Origin of the sequence: Nostoc sp. TCL26-01, assembly GCF_013393945.1 — a bacterium.
GTDB lineage: Bacteria > Cyanobacteriota > Cyanobacteriia > Cyanobacteriales > Nostocaceae > Trichormus.
Window position 1 is genome coordinate 3,710,317 of sequence record NZ_CP040297.1, and the last position, 19,544, is coordinate 3,729,860.

Consider the following 19,544-nt stretch of genomic DNA (forward strand, 5'->3'; position numbering starts at 1 on the left):
GGTACTGGGCTACGGTGTATAAATAAGTATGGTCAATCTGGGTTTCAACTCTTCTAGTGGTTAAGTACTGGGTATGGAGAGAAAGAATAACTATTTTCTCCACCCAATCCCCAATCCCCAATCCCCAATCCCCAATCCCCTATTCCCTGTCACCTGTTCCCAATGTCCGATTCCACGCAAAAGTTGCAAAATTTAATGCAGCAGGTAGGTATTACTAGTTTCAAAGCACTGAGTCGAACTGCTGGTGTTTCTGAACGTCAAATACTGCGGTTGCGCCAAGGCAAACTAGAGCAGATGCGATTGGATGTACTGCTAAAGCTGGCGCAAGTACTACAGATACCCTTAAATGAATTATTAGATACTTTTTTAATACTCTCCACACCCCACACTCCACAGCAGACACCTGAAGAAATTGTGGATTTAAAAAAAGAGTACGATCGCTTACAGCTACAACTAGAACAACAGCGAGAAATATTACAGCAAGAATTCCAGCAGGCGAGTTTACAGCTGCTGGAATCTTTATTGTTACAGTGGCCGACAGTTGCCCAGAAAGCTCAAGAAAATCCCCAACTACCAGCAGTTAAGATCGTGCCTCTAGTGCAGAAATCTCTAGAAAAATTATGCCAAGCATGGGGAATAGAAGCGATCGCCCCAGTAGGATCTGAATTACCATATAATCCCCAACTGCATCAATTAATGGACGGAACTGCACAACCCGGTGAAACTGTCAAAATACGCTACACTGGCTACCTTCAAGGTGAAAAGCTACTTTATCGCGCTCAGGTAATACCAATTCAAAATGACGCGACGCTCCTGCGTCGCTAACGCTGCGCTAACAAAATTCAAAATTCAAAATTAAGAAAGCCTGGTTTTACAAGAGTTTCCGTGTTCGGATCTGTATCAGATTTTTAGTGAATTGGTATGAGGGAGTACTGAGTAGTGACCAATGACCATTGACTAATGACTATTGACCATTGACTAATGACTATTGACCAATGACCATTGACTAATGACCATTGACTATTGACTATTGACTAATTTTGGGAATACTAAAACGAAGCTTTGGCTTCGGAGATAGTTGGTAATCAGCCGCTTAAATGCCCAATCACATGACTTCAAAAATGCAACAGGACAACCAAATCAATGAGTCTCTGAGCAAAATGCAGGAACTCACTAGTAATTGTCCAGATAGACACCAACAAAAGAATTTTTATGTCGCTTTTTTGCTCCAGTTACTAAATTTAGCTGATAGTCATACAGCAACATGGCTGCAACAAGCTTGTGCAGAATTAGAAACACAAGTGAAACAAAGTACTGAAGAACTAGCTCGAAGCAATGATACACTGCAAGCAGAAATTACTGAGCGAAAAAAAGTAGAAGCCCAATTGCGATCGCAAGAGCAGTTTCTCCGTGGTGTCTTTGATGGATCTGAACACGCTATATTTGTAGTCGATGTTCTCAAAGATGGTAATTTTTGCTTTACGGGTTGGAATCAGGCTACGGAACGCGCTACAGGTATTAGTAATGCCAGAGTAATTGGTGCAACACCAGAAGATGTCTATGGTGAAATTGAAGGTGCATTATTTTCTCAGAAGTACAGAAGATGTTTAGAGGCTGATGCTCCTATTACTTATGAAGAATGCTTGATGATGAATAATCAAGAAACTTGGTGGTTAACTACAATTAATCCACTCAAGGATAGTGAGGAGAAAATTTATCGGTTGGTCGGAACTACATTAGAAATTAGCGATCGCAAACAGACAGAAATTCAGTTAAACCGCCAAAAAAAAGCATTAGAAACCACTCTCAAGGAACTCCAGCGAACTCAGATGCAGCTAATACAAAGCGAAAAAATGTCTAGTTTGGGGCAATTGGTAGCTGGTGTTGCTCACGAAATCAACAATCCTGTTAATTTTATTTATGGTAATTTGACCCATGCTGATGAATACATTCAAGACTTATTATTTATAGTACAAACATATCAACAAGCCTATCCTCATCCTGTAGCAACAATAGAAGAATTAGCACAAGATATCGACATAGAATTTCTCATCCAAGACTTGCCACAGCTACTTAACTCAATGAAAATTGGCGCGCAACGGATTCGAGAAATCGTCATATCCCTACGTACTTTTTCTCGCATGGATGAAGCAGAGATGAAAGAGGTAAATATTCATGAGGGCATTGATAGTACTTTAATGATTTTGGAACATCGGCTGAAGGCTACATCTCATCGCTGTGAGATTCAGGTAATCAAGGAATATGACGATTTACCTTTAGTAGAATGTTATCCTGGACAACTTAACCAAGTCTTTATGAACATCTTGGCAAATGCGATCGATACTCTAGAAGAGTCAATTGGAAAAAAATCAGAACTATTGACTCAACCACAAATTTATATTCAGACTCAAAAAATCCCGCCCCATCACCTATCTATATGTATTGCTGATAATGGTGCAGGGATGACAGAAGCAGTTAAGCAACGACTGTTTGATCCTTTTTTTACTACTAAAGCAATTGGTAAAGGTACGGGGATGGGACTATCTATTAGCTACCAAATTATTTCTGAAAGACATGGTGGAACATTGGAATGTATTTCACAGTTAGGAAGTGGTAGTAAATTTGTGATTACTATTCCTCTACGCCAAGGGTAAAGGTTCCTCATGAAAAACGAGCTTTATACATGAAAAAAGTTTTCTGCAATACTTTTTTGTCGCAATAGATTAGATGCAAACTAATCTCTAATTAATTTACCAAAAATCTAGATTTTTGGTATGAGAGATACAAAATTATCTTGAGGAATTAAGTTATGTTCATAGACCTTACCTGATGATTACTATTTTCTTAGATACTATGAAATACCAGTTTTTTACTAACTAGTTATCAAAATTCTCGATTGTATGTTTGAGATAGCAAGTCTTGAGAGTGAAGATATTCCTGTAATCTCAAATCATACTACCTATTTTAACTGGGTATTATTACTAAAATATCCACCTTGCTATATAATATTAGCAAATTTAGTACATTCTATTACAACACTTTGGTGAAAAACACTATGAATCAGCAAGTACAAGTTATTAAACTCAGTGGCATCATCAACACAACTAACTCACAAGATTTGCGAGAGAAAATTACACATCTGCTCAATAGTGGGGTAAATATTGTTTTAGTAGACTGTCAAGATGTAACTTTTATGGATAGTTCGGCGTTGGGCGCTTTGGTATTAGCATTTAAAACATTAAGAGCCGCAGGAACAAAGTTATTTTTGTGTTCAATTAATGAACAGGTACGAATATTATTTGAATTGACGGGGATGGATAAGGTGTTTGAAATATTTAAAAGTCAAGATGAATTTAATCAAGTCATCCTCTCTAAAAATTAATCAAACTTAACTTGTAGGATTGATAAATCATCTTCAAAGATATCTTTATAGTTCAAGGCTGTGAGAAAATTCAATACATGATCAAGTTGGTAATCAATACTATTGTGTACGCTAGCAAGTATCTGAATAAAAGCATCTAAACTCCAAAGTTTGCCGTCTGATTTAGTGATTTCATAAGCCCCATCACTAAAGATATACAGACTACTCAATCTTTCTACCTCACAATAGGCATCAACATATTGCGCTTCTGGAAACATACCAACTGGCATTCCAGGTGTCCTTAAAAGTTGAACTTCTGTACTAGTTGGGGATGTTCCAGAGATCAAGATTGCTGGTGGATGACCAGCGCTAGAGTAAGTCAACTGCCGACTAACACAGTTATAAACACCGTACCAAATAGTGAAGTATTTGTCATTTTGATAGTTCATTTGAAATGTTTCATTTAAACTTCTTAATACATCACTGGGTTGGTAGTAATTTAAACCTTTGAGCGCACGAGAACGCAGCAAATTAAGCACGGAAATCGAAGGTAAGGCGGCTTTGAGTCCATGTCCAGCAGTATCTAGCAAGTAGATAGCTAAAGAATCGTCATCTAGCCAGTAATAATCGAAACAATCACCGCCGAGTTGACGAGAAGGAATGAAGCGAGAATTGATACTGATGGGTTCTGTGATGGGTAGAGGTAAAAGCGATCGCACATATTCTGCTGCTTCGGCGAGTTCTTCTTCTAACAGCAGCTTTTGGGTTTGTAAATCTTTACTTACTTGATGCAGTCTCAACCCGGCTCGGACTCTGGCTTGCAGTTCGTTTTGCTCAATGGGTTTGGTGATAAAATCATCAGCACCAGCATCTAAGCCTTTGACGCGATCGGCAACGGAATCTAAAGATGTTAATAAAATAAAGAATGTGGTAGATAAATTGGCATCTGTCTTGATGCGATGACAGACTTCTAACCCATTTAATCCTGGCATAATCCAGTCACAAATGATCAGTGCTGGACTGCAAGCGATCGCCTGGGTTATTCCCTCTTCACCATTACTAGCAGCAACTACTTGATACCCCTGTTTTTGCAGAATTCTTTTTAGTAGTGTTTGGATTGATAAATCATCATCGATTACTAGTATTTGAAACATAAAAAATTTAGCAAAAAACTAATGCGTAATTAGTTATTAAAAATAATTATTAAAATATGATAAGTAATAATAATGTTTAAGTATTACCTTCAAAGCAATAATACTCAATATTTTCTAATTATTTATCGATTACAGCAAATTTTCTCCAAAATTGCATATAAGACTTCTTCTTGCCCACTCCCCACCCACGCCCATCAGTTCAAAAACTAAACAAAATACCTATACTATGGTGGTGCAAGGGGATTCAACCACAACAGCAGAGAACGGTTTAGCTGATTTAAGTCACGGTAGACTTCTTGCTTAAACCATTGTCCTAGCGCATCAAAGGGAGTGAATGAAGTTCCGGGTTGCCACTTGACATCTTGTCCCAATGGTGTGGTGTGGGTTCCCGGCAAGGTTTGAGTTGTCACCATGTCCGGAAAGCGTGCTTGTAAGATTTTGGTTAAAGCTGCTGATTGGTCGAGGTTATCGTTATTAAATTTGATTAATAGGTTGCGCCGGACATCATATTTTTCCTTTACTAGTTTGTTGGTTTCTGTGGGGGAAGGGGTAAACTCAATCGCTAAGGTATTGTTGAACTGTTCCACCAAGGGTATGGCATCCTTGGCAGCATAATTGTTGAAAGAGATTAAGATATTTCCGGCGCGTTCCACAGAAAAGAGACTACCGATAAGCAGGTGGAGTTTACACCCCATGCTATGTCCAATTCCATAAGTAGGTAGATACAGCTTACGTAATGTGCCAGAGTCGTGTAATCGCTCTAGGGTACGTTCAAAATTTAGGAGTACAGAATCAGCGATCGCAATATGATCGAGAGTATTGACGAATGGTGTGGCAATAATCGCATATCCTTTATTTGCCAGTTGTTCTAGCAACCAACGATAGGTTAGATGGGGTGCAGTGGCAACAAATGCACCCCCCAAAAAATGAATGACCCCAATAGGATTTGGGGGAATTAGTACCCAGTTACCTCTAATTTCTTTCCAGTCCATGCTTGTGAGCGATCGCTTGATTCACACTTCTTTATATTAGACTGGGGATTGAGCATAGAGCAGGAAGTATTTAAATTTAAAAACAGCCTTAAACTTAACATTACTCAACCTTTATCTAGGCATAGTCCAAACCTCGTATGAATGCTGGTATTTGCTAATATTTATAGAGGTTGAATATGCCAGCAGTTAATCTGGGCAATCCTTACAGCCAAAATTTTGATACATTAGCTAACACTGGTACTGGAAATACCTGGACTGATGACAGCACGATTACAGGATGGTATTCCAGCAGAGTTACATACAATGCTGGTACTGGTTCTAATAATGCAGGTGCATTGTACAGTTTTGGTAGTACTTCTGCAACAGACAGAGCATTAGGTGGAGTTGCTTCTAATGGTACAGGAACAATTCTTTGGGGTGTGCGCTTCGTTAACAACACTGCTAATACAGTTACATCTCTGGATATTAGTTACATCGGTGAGCAGTGGCGGACTGGTGGTGTTAGTAACTCTACAACCCCCAGTGAGGAGCAAAAACTAGATTTTGGTTATCAAGTTGGTGCTACTAGCCTAACTAGCGGAAATTGGAATGATTTCGATAATCTGGATTTTACTAGCCCAATTTTTAACACTATTAGTCCTAGCGCCTTGGATGGGAATTTAGCCGCTAACCGGACTGTGTTATCTTCCACTGTGAGTGGGCTAAATATTGCTCCTGGTCAAGAAATTTGGCTACGCTGGAGTGACATGAACGATGCTAATAATGACCACGGTTTAGGAATTGATGACCTTTCCGTAACTGCTAGTTTTGCATCTGGGGGAAATCCCACACCGACAGTGACAATTCAAGCAATTGATGCTGAAGCTTCAGAAACTGACAATAATCCGGGAATATTGAGAATTAGTCGGACTGGTGATACTACTACAGATTTAACTGTTAATTATGCGATCGCTACTGGTGCAGGACAAGCAGATAATACAGATTACACACCCAGTTTGACGGGAACTGCTGTCATACTGGCAAATCAATCTTTTGTCGATATTACTGTCACACCAGTTGATGATACCTTAGTGGAAGGGAATGAAACTGTCACCTTAAATTTAATCGATGGCAGTAATTATGATTTGGGTAGTGGCAATACAGCCACCGTCACAATTACTGATAACGATACCGCACCTGTACCTGTAGTGCGAATTCATGATATCCAAGGTGCTAGTCACATTTCGCCGTTAGTTGGGCAAACAGTCACCAATGTCGCTGGCATAGTCACAGCCATACTTGCTACAGGCAGTAGTCGTGGTTTTTACTTACAAGACCCCAACCCAGATAATAATGATGCCACCTCAGAAGGTATTTTTGTATTTCTGGGCAACTCTAGTATTGCCAATCCCACAGTTGGTCAATCTGTACAGGTGACAGGCAGAGTTGATGAATTTCGTCCAGGAAATGACAACGAGAATCTGACCATAACTCAAATTAATACTACCATTGGCGGTGGTGCAGTGAGTGCGATCGCTTCTCTAGGAACCATCACCCCTACAATTATTGGTGCAGGAGGCCGCACTCCCCCCACTCAAATCATCAACAACGACTTTACCACCACTAGTAATGTGGAAACTGGCGGTGATTTCGACCCAGCCGTGGAGGGAATTGATTTTTACGAAAGTTTAGAGGGGACTTTAGTCGAGATTCCCAATCCTGTTGCAGTGAGTCCAACTAATAATTTCGGGGAAATTTGGGTCTTAAGTAATAGCGGTACAGGTGCTACAGGGCTTAATGCCAGAGGTAGTATCTTGATTAATCCAGACGACTTTAACCCAGAACGTATCCAAATTGATGATACTCTGACCCCCGGCTCACCTTCACCTTCAGTTGATGTCGGCGCTCAATTAAACAACGTCACTGGAGTCATTAGCTATAGCTTTGATAACTATGAAGTCCTAGCAACCTCACCCACCACAGTTGCTACTCCTAGTACCCTGCAAAAAGAAGTTACCAACTTAACCAGCACAGATGCAGACAAGCTGACAGTTGCCACCTTCAACGTCGAAAACCTTGACCCTAATGATGGTAGTGCCAAATTTAGCGCCTTGGCTGACCGGATTGTCAATAATCTGCGATCGCCTGATATTATCTCTTTAGAAGAAATTCAAGACAACAATGGCCCAACCAATAACGGTGTAGTTGATGCCAATGTCACATTCGAGACTTTAATTGCTACCATTGCGGCGGCTGGAGGGCCTACCTACGAATATCGCCAAATTAATCCCCAAAATAATCAAGATGGTGGTGAACCAGGGGGTAACATCCGGGTTGGTTTCTTGTTTAACCCTAACCGTGTCAGTTTCGTAGATGTTGCTGGTGGTGGTACGACTGTTGATACCACCGTTACCAATGTTAATGGTTCTCCTCAACTTTCCTCTAGTCCTGGGCGGATTGTTGACACCGACTTGTCTAATGGAGATGCTTTTACTAGTAGCCGTAAACCCTTAGTTGGTGAATTCCTCTTTAACGGTAATCGCGTATTTGTCATCGGCAATCACTTTAACTCTAAAGGTGGCGACCAACCCTTATTTGGACGCTTCCAACCGCCTACCCTCTCCTCAGAAGTGCAACGCTTACAACAAGCCGAGGAAGTGAAGAATTTTGTGGCAGAAATTCTCACCATAGACCCCAATGCTAATGTAGTTGTGGCTGGAGATTTTAATGATTTTCAATTTTCCGCACCTTTAGCAGTTCTGGAAAGTGGTGGGTTAAATAACTTAATTAATACTCTCCCAGCCAGTGAGCGCTATACTTACAACTTCCAAGGTAATGCTCAAGTACTAGACCATATCCTAGTCAGCAATAATCTCAGCACCAAAGCTGAATTTGATGTTGTCCACGTCAACGCCGAATTTTCTGACCAAGTGAGTGACCATGATCCCTCAGTTAGTCGCTTTTACCTGCCCATTATCATTAACGGTACAGCTAACGCTGATAATTTAGTCGGGACTAGCCGCAATGAATTGATTAATGCTTTAGCTGGGGATGACTTCGTTGCTGGTGGTAGTGGTAACGATACCATTAACGGTGGTACAGGTATTAACGATCGCCTATTTGGTGGTGATGGTGATGATACTATTATCGACCCAGATGGCATCCTGGGCGCTCATGGTGGATCTGGCAATGACATCATCACTGTCACTTTTGCTGCCACTTGGGATAATAACACCAATCCCAATGACGCACCCCGTTCTGATGGCAAAATTACTGGTGGTTACGGTGATGACACAATTACTGTCACCATAAATAATTCACGCTTCTTTATCAATCTCAAGGGCGATGAACCTGCAAGCAACGACCCTCGTGATGGTAATGATGTCATCACTTTCCAGGGTAGCTACGCCAACTCCGTAGTTGACTTGGGCGGAGGTAATGACACCTTCAACGGCGGAGTAGGTTTTGATGATGTTTCCGGCGGTAATGGTAATGATACTTTACTCGGTGGAGACGGTAACGACAGATTGGTAGGTGGTAGTGGAGACGATACTCTTAATGGTGGTGCTGGTAGTAATAGCTTAACAGGTGGTAGTGGTAGCGATCGCTTTATCCTCTCGAATCCAGGCACTAGTACTATTAGTGATTTTACTGACGGCATAGACTTCTTGAGCTTATCCGGTCTATCTTTTGGACAACTGACAATTGCTCAAGGCACAGGTACTAACCTCAATAATACCCTGATTAGTTTGCAAAACGGCAGCAATACTCAGTTGTTAGCAATTTTACAAAATACCCAGTCCAGCAATATCACGTCTGCCGATTTTATCTAATGTCAGTTAAGGCTAAAAACTACAACTGGTGTAGGTTGGGTTGAAGAATGAAACCCAACGGTATCAAGACTTTGTTGGGTTTCGCTGTCGCTCAACCCAACCTACTTTTCTAATGTCAGACCACTAACAAATCAGTCGAATAATCTGATGTGAAAAACAGTAGAGACGTTGCAATGCAACGTCTCTACATAATTTATATGTATCATGAGTGAGAGAGTGCTGAGTAAGGGAGTGAGGGAGTACTGAGTTCTGACCAATGACTCTTGCCTATTGCCTATTGCCTATTGCCTATTGCCTATTGCCTATTGCCTATTGCCTATTGCCTATTGCCTATTGCCTATTGCCTATTGCCTATTGCCTATTGCCTATTGCCTAATAACTATTTCCTCCGTCATACTAAATGTTCAAACTAGGGGTGGATGTAGATGATACACTTTTTTTATACTGTTTTAAGAAGTGTTGCGTAAATTTAGGAAGATATACTCATGCTTATATTGATGCAGGCAGCAGATGCAGTAGCAACAGGAGGGAATCATTTTCCCACAGCTTTTACATTGGTTTATGTAGTTGGTTTCGTTGCGGCTGTAACCATTGGTTCGATTGCTTGGTACAACTCTAAACGTCCTGCTGGTTGGGAAAGTAAAGAGCGTCCAGATTTTATACCCAAAGTAGAAAAAGAAGAAACTCCGGGTCTGGGTGAACCGAAGTCATAAAATAGTCATTAGTCATTAGTCATTGGTCATTAGTCATTTATCTAGACTGTGGACTATGGACTTTTGACTATAATTTTAGTTTTGAACTTCTACCCAACGCCGATAGAGTTGTTGAATTTGTTTAAGCAGTGTAGTGTGAGCCGCTTGGTTATTTTCATTTGGCTTGGCTATGTCCTGTAATTCTGTCAGGAGTTTAGCTTCTTCGATCGCTACTTCACCATCACTGTAGATTAAGCCACTAATGGCTTCAATAAGACTTTCACAGTCTGCTAAACTAGGGCGATCGCCTAGATACTCTTTTAACCATGCGTAGCATTCGTTAGGTTGTACGGCTACTAACTCGTACAGCCAAGGCTTAATCTCTGGATCAGTAGCCAAACCTTTAGCTTGAGCTATCTCGCGCAGATATTGCCGTTCTTCAGGTTGGATTCTGCCATCAATCCAAGCGGCTCCTATCAGGATTTTAACTAAGTTTTTCACATTTGAATCGGTGACCATTGCTGCCTCCTCTGAGAGATTCAGGCTTCCTTAAATGACAATTCAGAAGTCAGAGTGAATACTATCAAGCTGACGGATGAACCAGCAGTAAACACCTCACCGACAAATGGCGTAAGACAATCAACAAGAACTCTGTGAACAATCCTATGCCTGTCAGATAGAGTCATCATGGATTCTGGATTCTGACTTCTGTCTCATCAAATCGTACTATCCCTGATCGTAATCACCCGGAATCATTGGTTTTTCTTAAGCGCACCATAAAAAAGCCATCCATGTCCTGATTCTGAGGCCAGACCTTAAGCCAACCCTGGGGCGTAGTATAAGTAAAATAGGGTGAATCTGTCCCAGGCGGCTCAATTTGCCAGTCAGAATGCTGAGATAAAAATTCTGTCACGATATCTTCATTTTCTGCTGAGTGCAGGGTACAAGTGGCATAAACTAGAACCCCACCATCTTTGACAAATTTTGATGTATGTGCTAAGAGTTCCTGTTGTAATACCGATAGTTGCTGGACTGATGCTGGTGTTTGTCGCCAGCGTGCATCTGCATGACGGTGCAGAGTGCCTAACCCAGAACACGGGGCATCTAGTAAAACACGGTCAGCAGTATGATTAAACTGTGGTAAATTGCGGCTGTCGCCTGTGCAAATTTGAATTGAGTGTAAATTTAAACGTTGGGCATTTTCTTTCAGTTTACGCAAACGGGAGGGAGTGCGATCGCTAGCCCAAACTTTACCCTGATCTTTGATTAACTCAGCAATATGTGTTGTTTTTCCCCCAGGCGCAGCACAAGCATCAATTATCACCTCACCGGGTTGGGGGTCAAGCAAATGACTGACTAACTGAGCGCTAGCATCTTGCACAACCCACCAACCTTGACTAAAACCGGGAAGATTTTGAATTGCGCCAGTATTGCCAATTAATCGTAAAGCTTGGGGTAGGTGAGGAATTCGCCTAGCTAAAATCCCCTCCGCCTGTAAAGCTGTTTCCACCTCTTCTATAGAAGTCCGCAGAGGATTGATTCTCAAGTCGATAGTCGGTGTTTGGTTCATCCACTCACACAGTTTTTCCGTTTCCCCCAAACCCAACTGTTCTAACCATACCTCCACAATCCAATTAGGGAAACTGTGTAAAATTCCCAACCGTTCCACCGGATTTTCTGGTAATTGCAGAGGGTCTAGTGATGCTTCAGCCAAACGAATATACTGACGCAATAAACCATTGACAAAACCTGTCAATCCAGCAAAACCATTCTCCTTGGCTAATTCTACAGTAGTATTTACCGCCGCCGAAGCCGGGATACGCTCTTGATACCGTAGTTGATATAAACCCAAATGTAAGATGGTGCGGAGTTCACTTGGTTGTTGATGAGATTTTTTTGTCGCCAGTTGGTCAATGAGCGAGTCAAGGGTACGCTGTCTGCGAACACTACCATAAACTAAATCTGTGACTAAACGGCGATCGACACCTGAGAGATTAACTTTTTGTAAAACTCTGTCTAAAGCAACATCAGCATAAGCACCCTTGTGAACATCTTTTAAGGCTATCAAAGCTATTTGACGGGGATTTGTCATGAGCAATTTAAAATTCGGAAAATCTATCAACTCTGAATTAAATAACAAAAATTAATCAGAGGTTTCAGGGTTGAGCGTTGCCAAAACCCGTTTTATCAACGATTATACCTGCCTACTTAATACCAATGAAAACATATTAAATTGTACTAAATACTTCATGAGAGACAAGATCCCCGACTTCTTTTAGAAGTCGGGGATCTAAAACTTGCTTAAAAACTTATAGAGACATGGAAGCATCTACACTGCTAATTTCAAACTCACACGCTCTAGAAACTAATTCAGGTGGTAATCTATCAAAGCTAACTAATGACAAATGATCGGGATTCTTCAACAATTCACTAGCTAACAAGAAGCCAGCAATTGTCCAGGTTTGATATTTTCTGGCTTGCTTACCAATTAGTCGCCCTTTTTTACCATCATAATATTCTGGCCATTCATCTTCCATCAGGCGTGTTTGGGCAATTTCAATCGCTTTACCTGCGAGATAAGGTTTACCAGCTTTGACAGCAGATGCTGCTAACATCCACATTAAGACTGGCCAGCTGCCAGCATTATGATAAGACCAAGGAATGTTTTTGGGGTCACATCCGGTAACAATTCTATATTCATCATCTTCTAAAGCTGGGTAACAAATTTTCATGGGCATATCTCCCACTAAATCTTCCCATCTATCTTCGATCAGATTCATAATTGCTTGTGACTGACTTTCTGTAGCCAAATCAGAAACGATCGCCATCAAATTACCTAGGGCAAAAAATCGCGTATCTAATTGTGATGGTCCCACATTACCTGCTAAATAGCCACCTTTTTTTGGCAACCATTTATCTAATTCATAATAGGGAATTGAGTCTACATAGATATTAAAAAGATTCACCGCCGTTTTGCCATACTCTTCACTTTTGAATCGATAAATGGCATTCAAGCGATTAATATCTATCCAATAATGTTGACGAATATGAGCGCACAAAAGTGGTAGGCGATTATCAATTGCTTCGACAACATCTTGATTACCTTGGCAAATTAACATCTCACGCGCCGCCCGTAACGCGGAATAAAATAGAACTTGCAGTTCTAGTGGATGTCCATAAATACCCAAACGACGATCTATCATACAAGCGCCATCGGGAACTAACAGCGTTGGGTACATATCAAAGCGATTTGCCAAGCAGATTTCCATAATTAGCTTGATTCCTGTTTGGAATTCAGGTTGATAAGCTAAGGAAAAATCTTTAGTGGCTACTACATAAGCACGCAACAATATGATCCACCACAGACAAGAATCTACTGGTGTAACTCTGGCGATCGCGTGTTCACCAAAATCTGCTTCTAAATACTCTTCACCATTGACAGAAACGACTTTAAAGCTAGCTGGGATTAATCCGCGTCCGGGTTTATAAGCATCTAATTGTCTGTCTTTGGGTTGTAGTTTTAATGTTTCTTCCAGAAAGTTGCGGACAATATCTGTTTTACCTTTAATTAGAAACATCAAAGCGGAAGAAACAAAATCCCTGACAAAACATTGGTCATAATTTAGTGCTTCTACAGATACATCAACGGCAGCAACTGTGCCAACTGGGCGACCTTTATAATATAAAATTGAACTTTCTAATGCCTTCCATGCCGATTCTTCTATATTTTCATTTGTTAGCATTTCGTTTATTTTCTGCATCGCCAGATCGACTCCATTGGGGTGTAAATTATTGGTAGATGCGCTTTGGTTTGATTATCTCCACTATTTTAAAATAGCTAAGATAAGATTTGAACAGTAACAATTCATTAGGAATAACAGTCTACAGTCTTTTTTGCAGATGTTATTTCTCATAAGTTTTACATGAACAATTGATTAGATAATGATTACTTATTTTTTGGTAGTCTACCTTCAGCAATCAAAATAATTCCTAAAAACAGTCTAATAAGATATATTTTTAGATTATCTGTCACTCCATTTTCATATTTGGAGGTTTGCTTTACCAAACAAAAACATATCTTCGGAACTGTTTAAGGTTTGTGTGAAGTCTTTAAGACTTCTCATATCCTTACTGAGTGAGGATTTCGTTTTAAAGACTGATCTTCCCCTATAAGTTAATAATCTATAACTTTTTGAGGGAATATGCAATACGAGTAATTGCAATCTTTAAAAAGTCAATACTTCTGAAGGATTATATATTCTACACCACTCAAAGATTAAATGCTGTGATTTAAGAATCCAATTACCCATAACTTCAGCTTGCCAACACCTTCAAACATACTCCAGAGTGGAATAAAAGAATACAAGCAAGACTATTAAGTAATTTTTAAAGCGATAAGATTAACTCAATAGTTAAATTTCAAAAATAGTGATTATACTCAAATTAAACCGAGTATTTTTGCTAAATTCGCAAATAAGATATGATTAACAGCATTTAAGGCAGATATTTGCTAATTAATCAGTATTAGTAGTATTAGTAGGTTGGGTGGAGGCTTTGCGTAACCCAACATGATCTAAGGAACTCAATGTATATCTTGGTGTTGAGTAAAGCTACCGCTACAATCAATTACACAAATTCCAAACAAAGCTCTATTGCCTCTGTAATGCGCTCAATGAGTTCATCTAGAGACTTAGCTTGTGTGTGACATCCAGGAAGACTTGAAACCGATGCGACAAAATAACCATCTGCATCACGCTCTATTAAGATGTTGAATTCTCTGCTCATCTGGAAAATACCATCTTGTAGTGATAATTAATTTTAAGATAGCTAGGTTAAAGGCGATCGCTCTACTAAGTTTTCCAGCTAGCTGTGGAAATCATAGTAATGAAAAATTTCATAATTCTGGAGTAACTTCCCCATGCTCAAGCTTATCTGCTAGCACACGTAAAGCTAATACTTGAACTTTCGTTACTGCTTCCTCTCTCGTTTCCCCATAAGCCAACACACCGGGGAAATTAATCACTTCAGCGATAAAGCGTCCGTCTGCTTCTTTTTCAATCTCGATTGTCAAGTTCATAACGTCTGAAGGTATTGTAATAAAAGACATTCCTTGATAAACAAACATTTATATGACATCTATTGATTCTCACAAGCATAGAAAAGCTAAAGCCCTCAAGCCTACCAGTCGTCGCCCTGCAAAAGAACTTTGCAGTGAGTGTGGGCTATGTGATACATACTATATCCACTATGTCAAGGAAGCTTGTGCTTTTATTAATCAGCAGATAGACACACTGGAAGAACAAACTCATAGGCGATCGCGCAATCTGGATAACCCCGATGAGCTATACTTTGGTGTACATCAAGACATGATCGCCGCACGGAAACAACAACCCATCGCAGGCGCACAATGGACAGGGATTGTTAGCAGTATTGCCATAGAAATGCTGAATCGTGGCTTAGTTGAAGGCGTTGTTTGTGTACAGAATACCAAAGAAGACCGCTTTCAACCCATGCCTGTCATTGCTCGGACACCAGAAGAAATACTAGCAGCACGAGTAAATAAACCTACACTATCCCCTAATCTTTCCATCTTGGAACAGGTAGAAAAATCGGGCATGAAGCGGTTACTCGTCATTGGTGTAGGTTGTCAAATTCAAGCACTCAGGGCGGTAGAAAAACAACTTGGTTTAGAAAAACTCTACGTTTTAGGTACACCCTGCGTAGATAACGTCAACCGCGCCGGACTACAAAAATTCTTAAATACCACCAGCCGATCGCCTGACACAGTTGTACACTATGAATTCATGCAAGACTTCCGTATCCACTTCAAGCATGAAGATGGCTCAATTGAAAAAGTCCCCTTCTTTGGCTTAAAAACCAACCAACTCAAGGATGTCTTTGCCCCTTCCTGCATGAGTTGCTTTGATTATGTCAACTCCCTGGCTGATTTAGTTGTCGGTTACATGGGCGCACCCTTCGGTTGGCAATGGATTGTTGTCAGAAATGATACAGGCAAAGAAATGCTGGACTTAGTACAAGATCAGTTAGACACTCAACCTGTCATGTCGCAAGGAAATCGCCAGGAAGCCGTACAACAAGGAATCCCCGCCTATGATAAAGGGGTGACTATCCCCATGTGGGCTGCAAAACTTATGGGTGTAGTGATTGATAAAATCGGACCTAAAGGCTTGGAATACGCGCGATTTTCCATTGATTCTCACTTCACACGCAATTATTTGTTTGTCAAACGCAATCACCCAGAGAAATTAGCCGCACACGTGCCAGAGTTTGCTAAACGTATCGTTGGACAGTACAAATTGCCAGATTAATCTAGCCCTGTTAATTCTTTGTGCCTCTGTGCCTCTGTGGTGAAAAGAATTACTTTTTTTAACACAAAGGCACAAAGACACAAAGTTGCGAATTCGAGCTTACTTAAAACTTAACTCATTGATAATCTTTAGTTAAATTTCACTTACTAAATATTTAATATGTGTGAGTGTAAAAAACCTGATTAAGCTAAATAATTTGCACATATGGCAGTGTTGAAAATTCCTCTACGTTTTTTTGACGATTTGGATTCCTTATCTAAGTTTGGTCTGCTCTCCCTGGGACTGATGAGTGCTACTTTATTTGTATTTGTTACTTCTAACGTGATCCATCGCTTCACGGGAACTGAACTTAAGCTTGTAGCTGGAGACGAAACAGGGGAAAGCTATATCATCAGTAAAGCGATTGAAGAAGTTGTAGAACGTAAATCAAATATTAAAATTGAAGTCATAGCCACTGGTGGAACAACAGAAAACCTAGAGAGGTTAGAACAAGGCAAAGCTGACTTAGCAACGGCTCAAGCCGATGTGATTACAGAGGAAATGAACACATTCACCAATCGTAATTTAGGATCATCTGATCCACAGTCAAAAGTAGCAGAACGCAGCGTAGTTGTTTTATATAAAGACTTATTTCAGCTAGTAGTAAAAGACTCTAATATTAAGCAATTTGTACAACTCAAAGGTAAAGCGATCGCTCTCCCGGCTAAAGGAGGACAATATGAGTCTTTTAAACAAGTAGCTAGGCATTTTGGTTTAAACGAAAAAGATTTAAAAATTACAGGTTTAGATAATAACGGTAAGCCAGTTCAAGGCTACAACGATGAGTTAGCAGATAAAGATTTTCTTAATAATAAAGCCGATGCTTTATTCCGTGTCCGGGCTTTAGGTAATAGAAGTATTTCTAAACTTGTCCAACAATCCAGTGGCAGATTAGTGCCAATTCAACAAGCAGAAGCCATGAAAATTCTCTATCCAGCCCTGGAAAATGCCAAAATTCCGGAAGGCGCATATAGAGGTAATCAACCCATACCAGAAAAAGACTTACCAACAGTCGCAGTATCAAGACTATTATTAGCCAGTAACAAAGTAGATAAAGAAATCATTCAAGAAATTACTCAAATCATCTTTGAAAATCGTCGAGAAATTGCTAATGCAGTATCACCTAATCATCCAGAAGTTAAACCTTTAGTGGCAACCATCAGTCAGCCTAACACTACAAATAGTGCTGGTATTCCGCCGATTCATCCAGGAGCGATCGCTTTTTATGAGCAAAGCGAACCATCGTTTATCCAAGAACACGCCGACTATTTAGCTTTGCTTTTGACAGTTGCTCTACTCATGTTTTCTTGGGTACGACAAATCAAAATCTGGATAGAAAGCAGCAAAAAAAATGAATCTGACGAATATATCGAATCAGCCATCAAATTGATGAATAAAAGTTTAGGCGAAGTGGGTTTTAGGCAACAGCTACTTGATGAAGCCTTTAATGCAGCAGCTAAAGCTCTAATTCAAGAGAGAATATCCCAGGAATCTTTTAGAACCTTCAATGAAGCTTATAAAACTACCAGAGAATCTCTAGAGCGTGAAAAACAATTTGACCAACAAAAAATAGAACAAAAACAAAGAGAATTAGCTGCTAAATATATTAAAGAAATGGTGGAATTGTTAAATGATGATGTACAAAGCCAGGATTTAAGACAACAAAAAATTGACAAAATTCTCAAAGAAGTAGCTCAGAAATTGATCGCCGACGATATATCCGAAGAATCATTCCGTACCTTTATTGAAGCGTACAAGACCACAAGAGACGCAATTGAGCGAAATTAAATAGACACATTCCTCTGTGTCTCTGTGCCTTTGTGGTTAGATAAATTTTTTACCACAGAGACATCGAGACACAAAGTTTTAAATCAATTTCTACCCACAGATGCGATCGCTGCCTCCAAAGCTATGGCAACATGAGTCCAATGAGTCCCCCCTTGGCAATAAACTACATAAGGCTCACGCAAGGGGCCATCGGCAGAAAATTCCAGAGTACTCCCCTCAATAAACGTCCCCCCAGCCATAACCACTTGGCTCTCATACCCTGGCATAGCATCAGGAACGGGGTCTAGGTAAGAACCCACAGGAGAATTCTGTTGTACGGCTTTACAGAAGGCAATCAGCTTGTCAGCAGAACCGAGTTTAATAGCTTGGATCACATCGCCACGAGGAGCAAGGGGCGCGGGATTGACGGGATAACCTAGTTTGTCAAATACATAACCAGTCAAGTAAGTTCCCTTCATTGCCTCACCTACCATTTGCGGCGATAAAAATAAACCTTGGAACAAGAGACGATTTTGGTCAAAAGTAGCACCACCATAACTACCAATACCCGGTGCAGTCAGGCGGCAAGCGGCTGCTTCCACTAATTCAGCTCGTCCAGCCACATAACCACCAGCCGTGACAATCGTACCACCAGGATTTTTAATCAAGGAACCAGCCATTAAATCAGCACCAACGTGGGTTGGTTCTTGGGTTTCGATGAATTCACCGTAACAGTTATCGACAAAGCAAACGGTGTGAGGATTTTGCTGTTTGACTAGGTGAACAATTTTTTCAATATCGGCAATTGACAAGCTAGGTCGCCAGGAATAACCACAAGAGCGCTGGATTAACACTAAACGAGTGTTATCAGTAACGTTAGTACTTAAAGCTTGCCAATCGATAGTTCCTTGAGAAGTTAGCTCCAATTGGCGGTATTTTATGCCAAACTCAATAAGGGAGCCTTGACCTTGACCCCGCAAACCAATAACTTCTTCAAGCGTATCGTAGGGAGAACCGACCACTGCTAACATTTCATCTCCGGGACGAAGTACACCAAATAGGGCGCAAGCGATCGCGTGAGTTCCCGAAACAAACTGCACTCGCACCGCCGCAGCTTCAGCACCCATAACTTCGGCAAAAACTTTGTCTAAAGTTTCTCGACCTAAATCATCGTGACCATAGCCACTCACACCTGCAAAGTGGTGCGCTCCCACACGTTGATTACGAAAGGCTTCTAGCACTTTTTTCAGATTATGCTTGACCTGAGCGTCAATTCCAGAAAAAATCTCTAACAGTGCCTGTTCTGCTTGCCGCAGCTGTTCCAAGCTGTTCATTACTTCCTCATTAAACAAAAAACTATAAAATATGCGGATTGATCAATCACGCAGATTAGGCTGG

At 40.5% G+C, this 19,544-nt stretch carries 15 protein-coding genes; 7 read left to right on the forward strand and 8 right to left on the reverse strand.

The window, feature by feature from the left end:
• Positions 1–162 precede the first annotated feature (162 nt).
• The 3 genes from grpE to FD725_RS16030 all read left to right on the forward strand — a co-directional run bounded on the left by grpE (position 163) and on the right by FD725_RS16030 (position 3,382).
• The gene (gene grpE, locus FD725_RS16020) at positions 163–825 is read left to right on the forward strand and encodes a nucleotide exchange factor GrpE (RefSeq protein ID WP_179049045.1); all 663 of its coding nucleotides are present in this window, start codon (positions 163–165) and stop codon (positions 823–825) included.
• Between the two features lie 296 nt (positions 826–1,121).
• Positions 1,122–2,654, forward strand: coding sequence for a sensor histidine kinase (locus FD725_RS16025; RefSeq protein ID WP_256871630.1), 1,533 nt, complete (start codon positions 1,122–1,124; stop codon positions 2,652–2,654).
• Positions 2,655–3,055: 401 nt separating this feature from the next.
• Entirely contained in the window at positions 3,056–3,382 is a 327-nt protein-coding gene (locus FD725_RS16030; protein WP_179049047.1) for an STAS domain-containing protein, read from the forward strand.
• Here the strand turns inward: FD725_RS16030 and FD725_RS16035 are convergent.
• On the reverse strand, positions 3,379–4,515 hold the full coding sequence (locus FD725_RS16035; protein WP_179049048.1) for a PP2C family protein-serine/threonine phosphatase: 1,137 nt from the start codon (positions 4,513–4,515) through the stop codon (positions 3,379–3,381). The genes FD725_RS16030 and FD725_RS16035 overlap by 4 nt on opposite strands.
• A 224-nt stretch (positions 4,516–4,739) precedes the next feature.
• Positions 4,740–5,507, reverse strand: coding sequence for a DUF1350 family protein (locus FD725_RS16040; protein ID WP_179049049.1), 768 nt, complete (start codon positions 5,505–5,507; stop codon positions 4,740–4,742).
• Positions 5,508–5,683: 176 nt separating this feature from the next.
• On the opposite strand from FD725_RS16040, the gene FD725_RS16045 reads away from it, so the two are divergent.
• Complete coding sequence (locus FD725_RS16045) at positions 5,684–9,319, forward strand: endonuclease/exonuclease/phosphatase family protein (RefSeq protein ID WP_179049050.1); 3,636 nt, start codon at positions 5,684–5,686, stop codon at positions 9,317–9,319.
• 485 nt (positions 9,320–9,804) lie between these two features.
• A complete protein-coding gene (gene psb35, locus FD725_RS16050; protein WP_179049051.1) occupies positions 9,805–10,032 on the forward strand; it encodes a photosystem II assembly protein Psb35 in 228 nt (75 codons plus the stop codon).
• A 75-nt stretch (positions 10,033–10,107) separates the two neighbouring features.
• On the opposite strand, the gene FD725_RS16055 is transcribed toward psb35, so the two are convergent.
• The 5 genes from FD725_RS16055 to FD725_RS16075 all read right to left on the reverse strand — a co-directional run bounded on the left by FD725_RS16055 (position 10,108) and on the right by FD725_RS16075 (position 15,088).
• Positions 10,108–10,530: a TerB family tellurite resistance protein gene (locus tag FD725_RS16055; RefSeq protein ID WP_179049052.1), complete on the reverse strand. Its 423-nt coding sequence runs from the start codon at positions 10,528–10,530 to the stop codon at positions 10,108–10,110.
• A 223-nt stretch (positions 10,531–10,753) separates the two neighbouring features.
• Complete coding sequence (locus tag FD725_RS16060) at positions 10,754–12,103, reverse strand: 16S rRNA (cytosine(967)-C(5))-methyltransferase (RefSeq protein ID WP_179049053.1); 1,350 nt, start codon at positions 12,101–12,103, stop codon at positions 10,754–10,756.
• Positions 12,104–12,320: 217 nt separating this feature from the next.
• Entirely contained in the window at positions 12,321–13,772 is a 1,452-nt protein-coding gene (locus FD725_RS16065) for a glycoside hydrolase 100 family protein (protein ID WP_179049054.1), read from the reverse strand.
• Positions 13,773–14,637: 865 nt separating this feature from the next.
• On the reverse strand, positions 14,638–14,796 hold the full coding sequence (locus tag FD725_RS16070) for a type II toxin-antitoxin system HicB family antitoxin (protein WP_179049055.1): 159 nt from the start codon (positions 14,794–14,796) through the stop codon (positions 14,638–14,640).
• Positions 14,797–14,905: 109 nt separating this feature from the next.
• Positions 14,906–15,088: a type II toxin-antitoxin system HicB family antitoxin gene (locus FD725_RS16075; protein ID WP_179049056.1), complete on the reverse strand. Its 183-nt coding sequence runs from the start codon at positions 15,086–15,088 to the stop codon at positions 14,906–14,908.
• A 52-nt stretch (positions 15,089–15,140) separates the two neighbouring features.
• Here FD725_RS16075 and FD725_RS16080 point away from each other — a divergent pair, with 52 nt between their 5' ends.
• A complete protein-coding gene (locus FD725_RS16080; RefSeq protein ID WP_179049057.1) occupies positions 15,141–16,340 on the forward strand; it encodes a Coenzyme F420 hydrogenase/dehydrogenase, beta subunit C-terminal domain in 1,200 nt (399 codons plus the stop codon).
• Between the two features lie 204 nt (positions 16,341–16,544).
• On the forward strand, positions 16,545–18,167 hold the full coding sequence (locus FD725_RS16085; protein ID WP_179049058.1) for a TAXI family TRAP transporter solute-binding subunit: 1,623 nt from the start codon (positions 16,545–16,547) through the stop codon (positions 18,165–18,167).
• A gap of 83 nt (positions 18,168–18,250) precedes the next feature.
• Here FD725_RS16085 and FD725_RS16090 read toward each other — a convergent pair whose 3' ends face one another.
• A complete protein-coding gene (locus FD725_RS16090; protein WP_179049059.1) occupies positions 18,251–19,480 on the reverse strand; it encodes a methionine gamma-lyase family protein in 1,230 nt (409 codons plus the stop codon).
• Between the last annotated feature and the right edge of the window lie 64 nt (positions 19,481–19,544).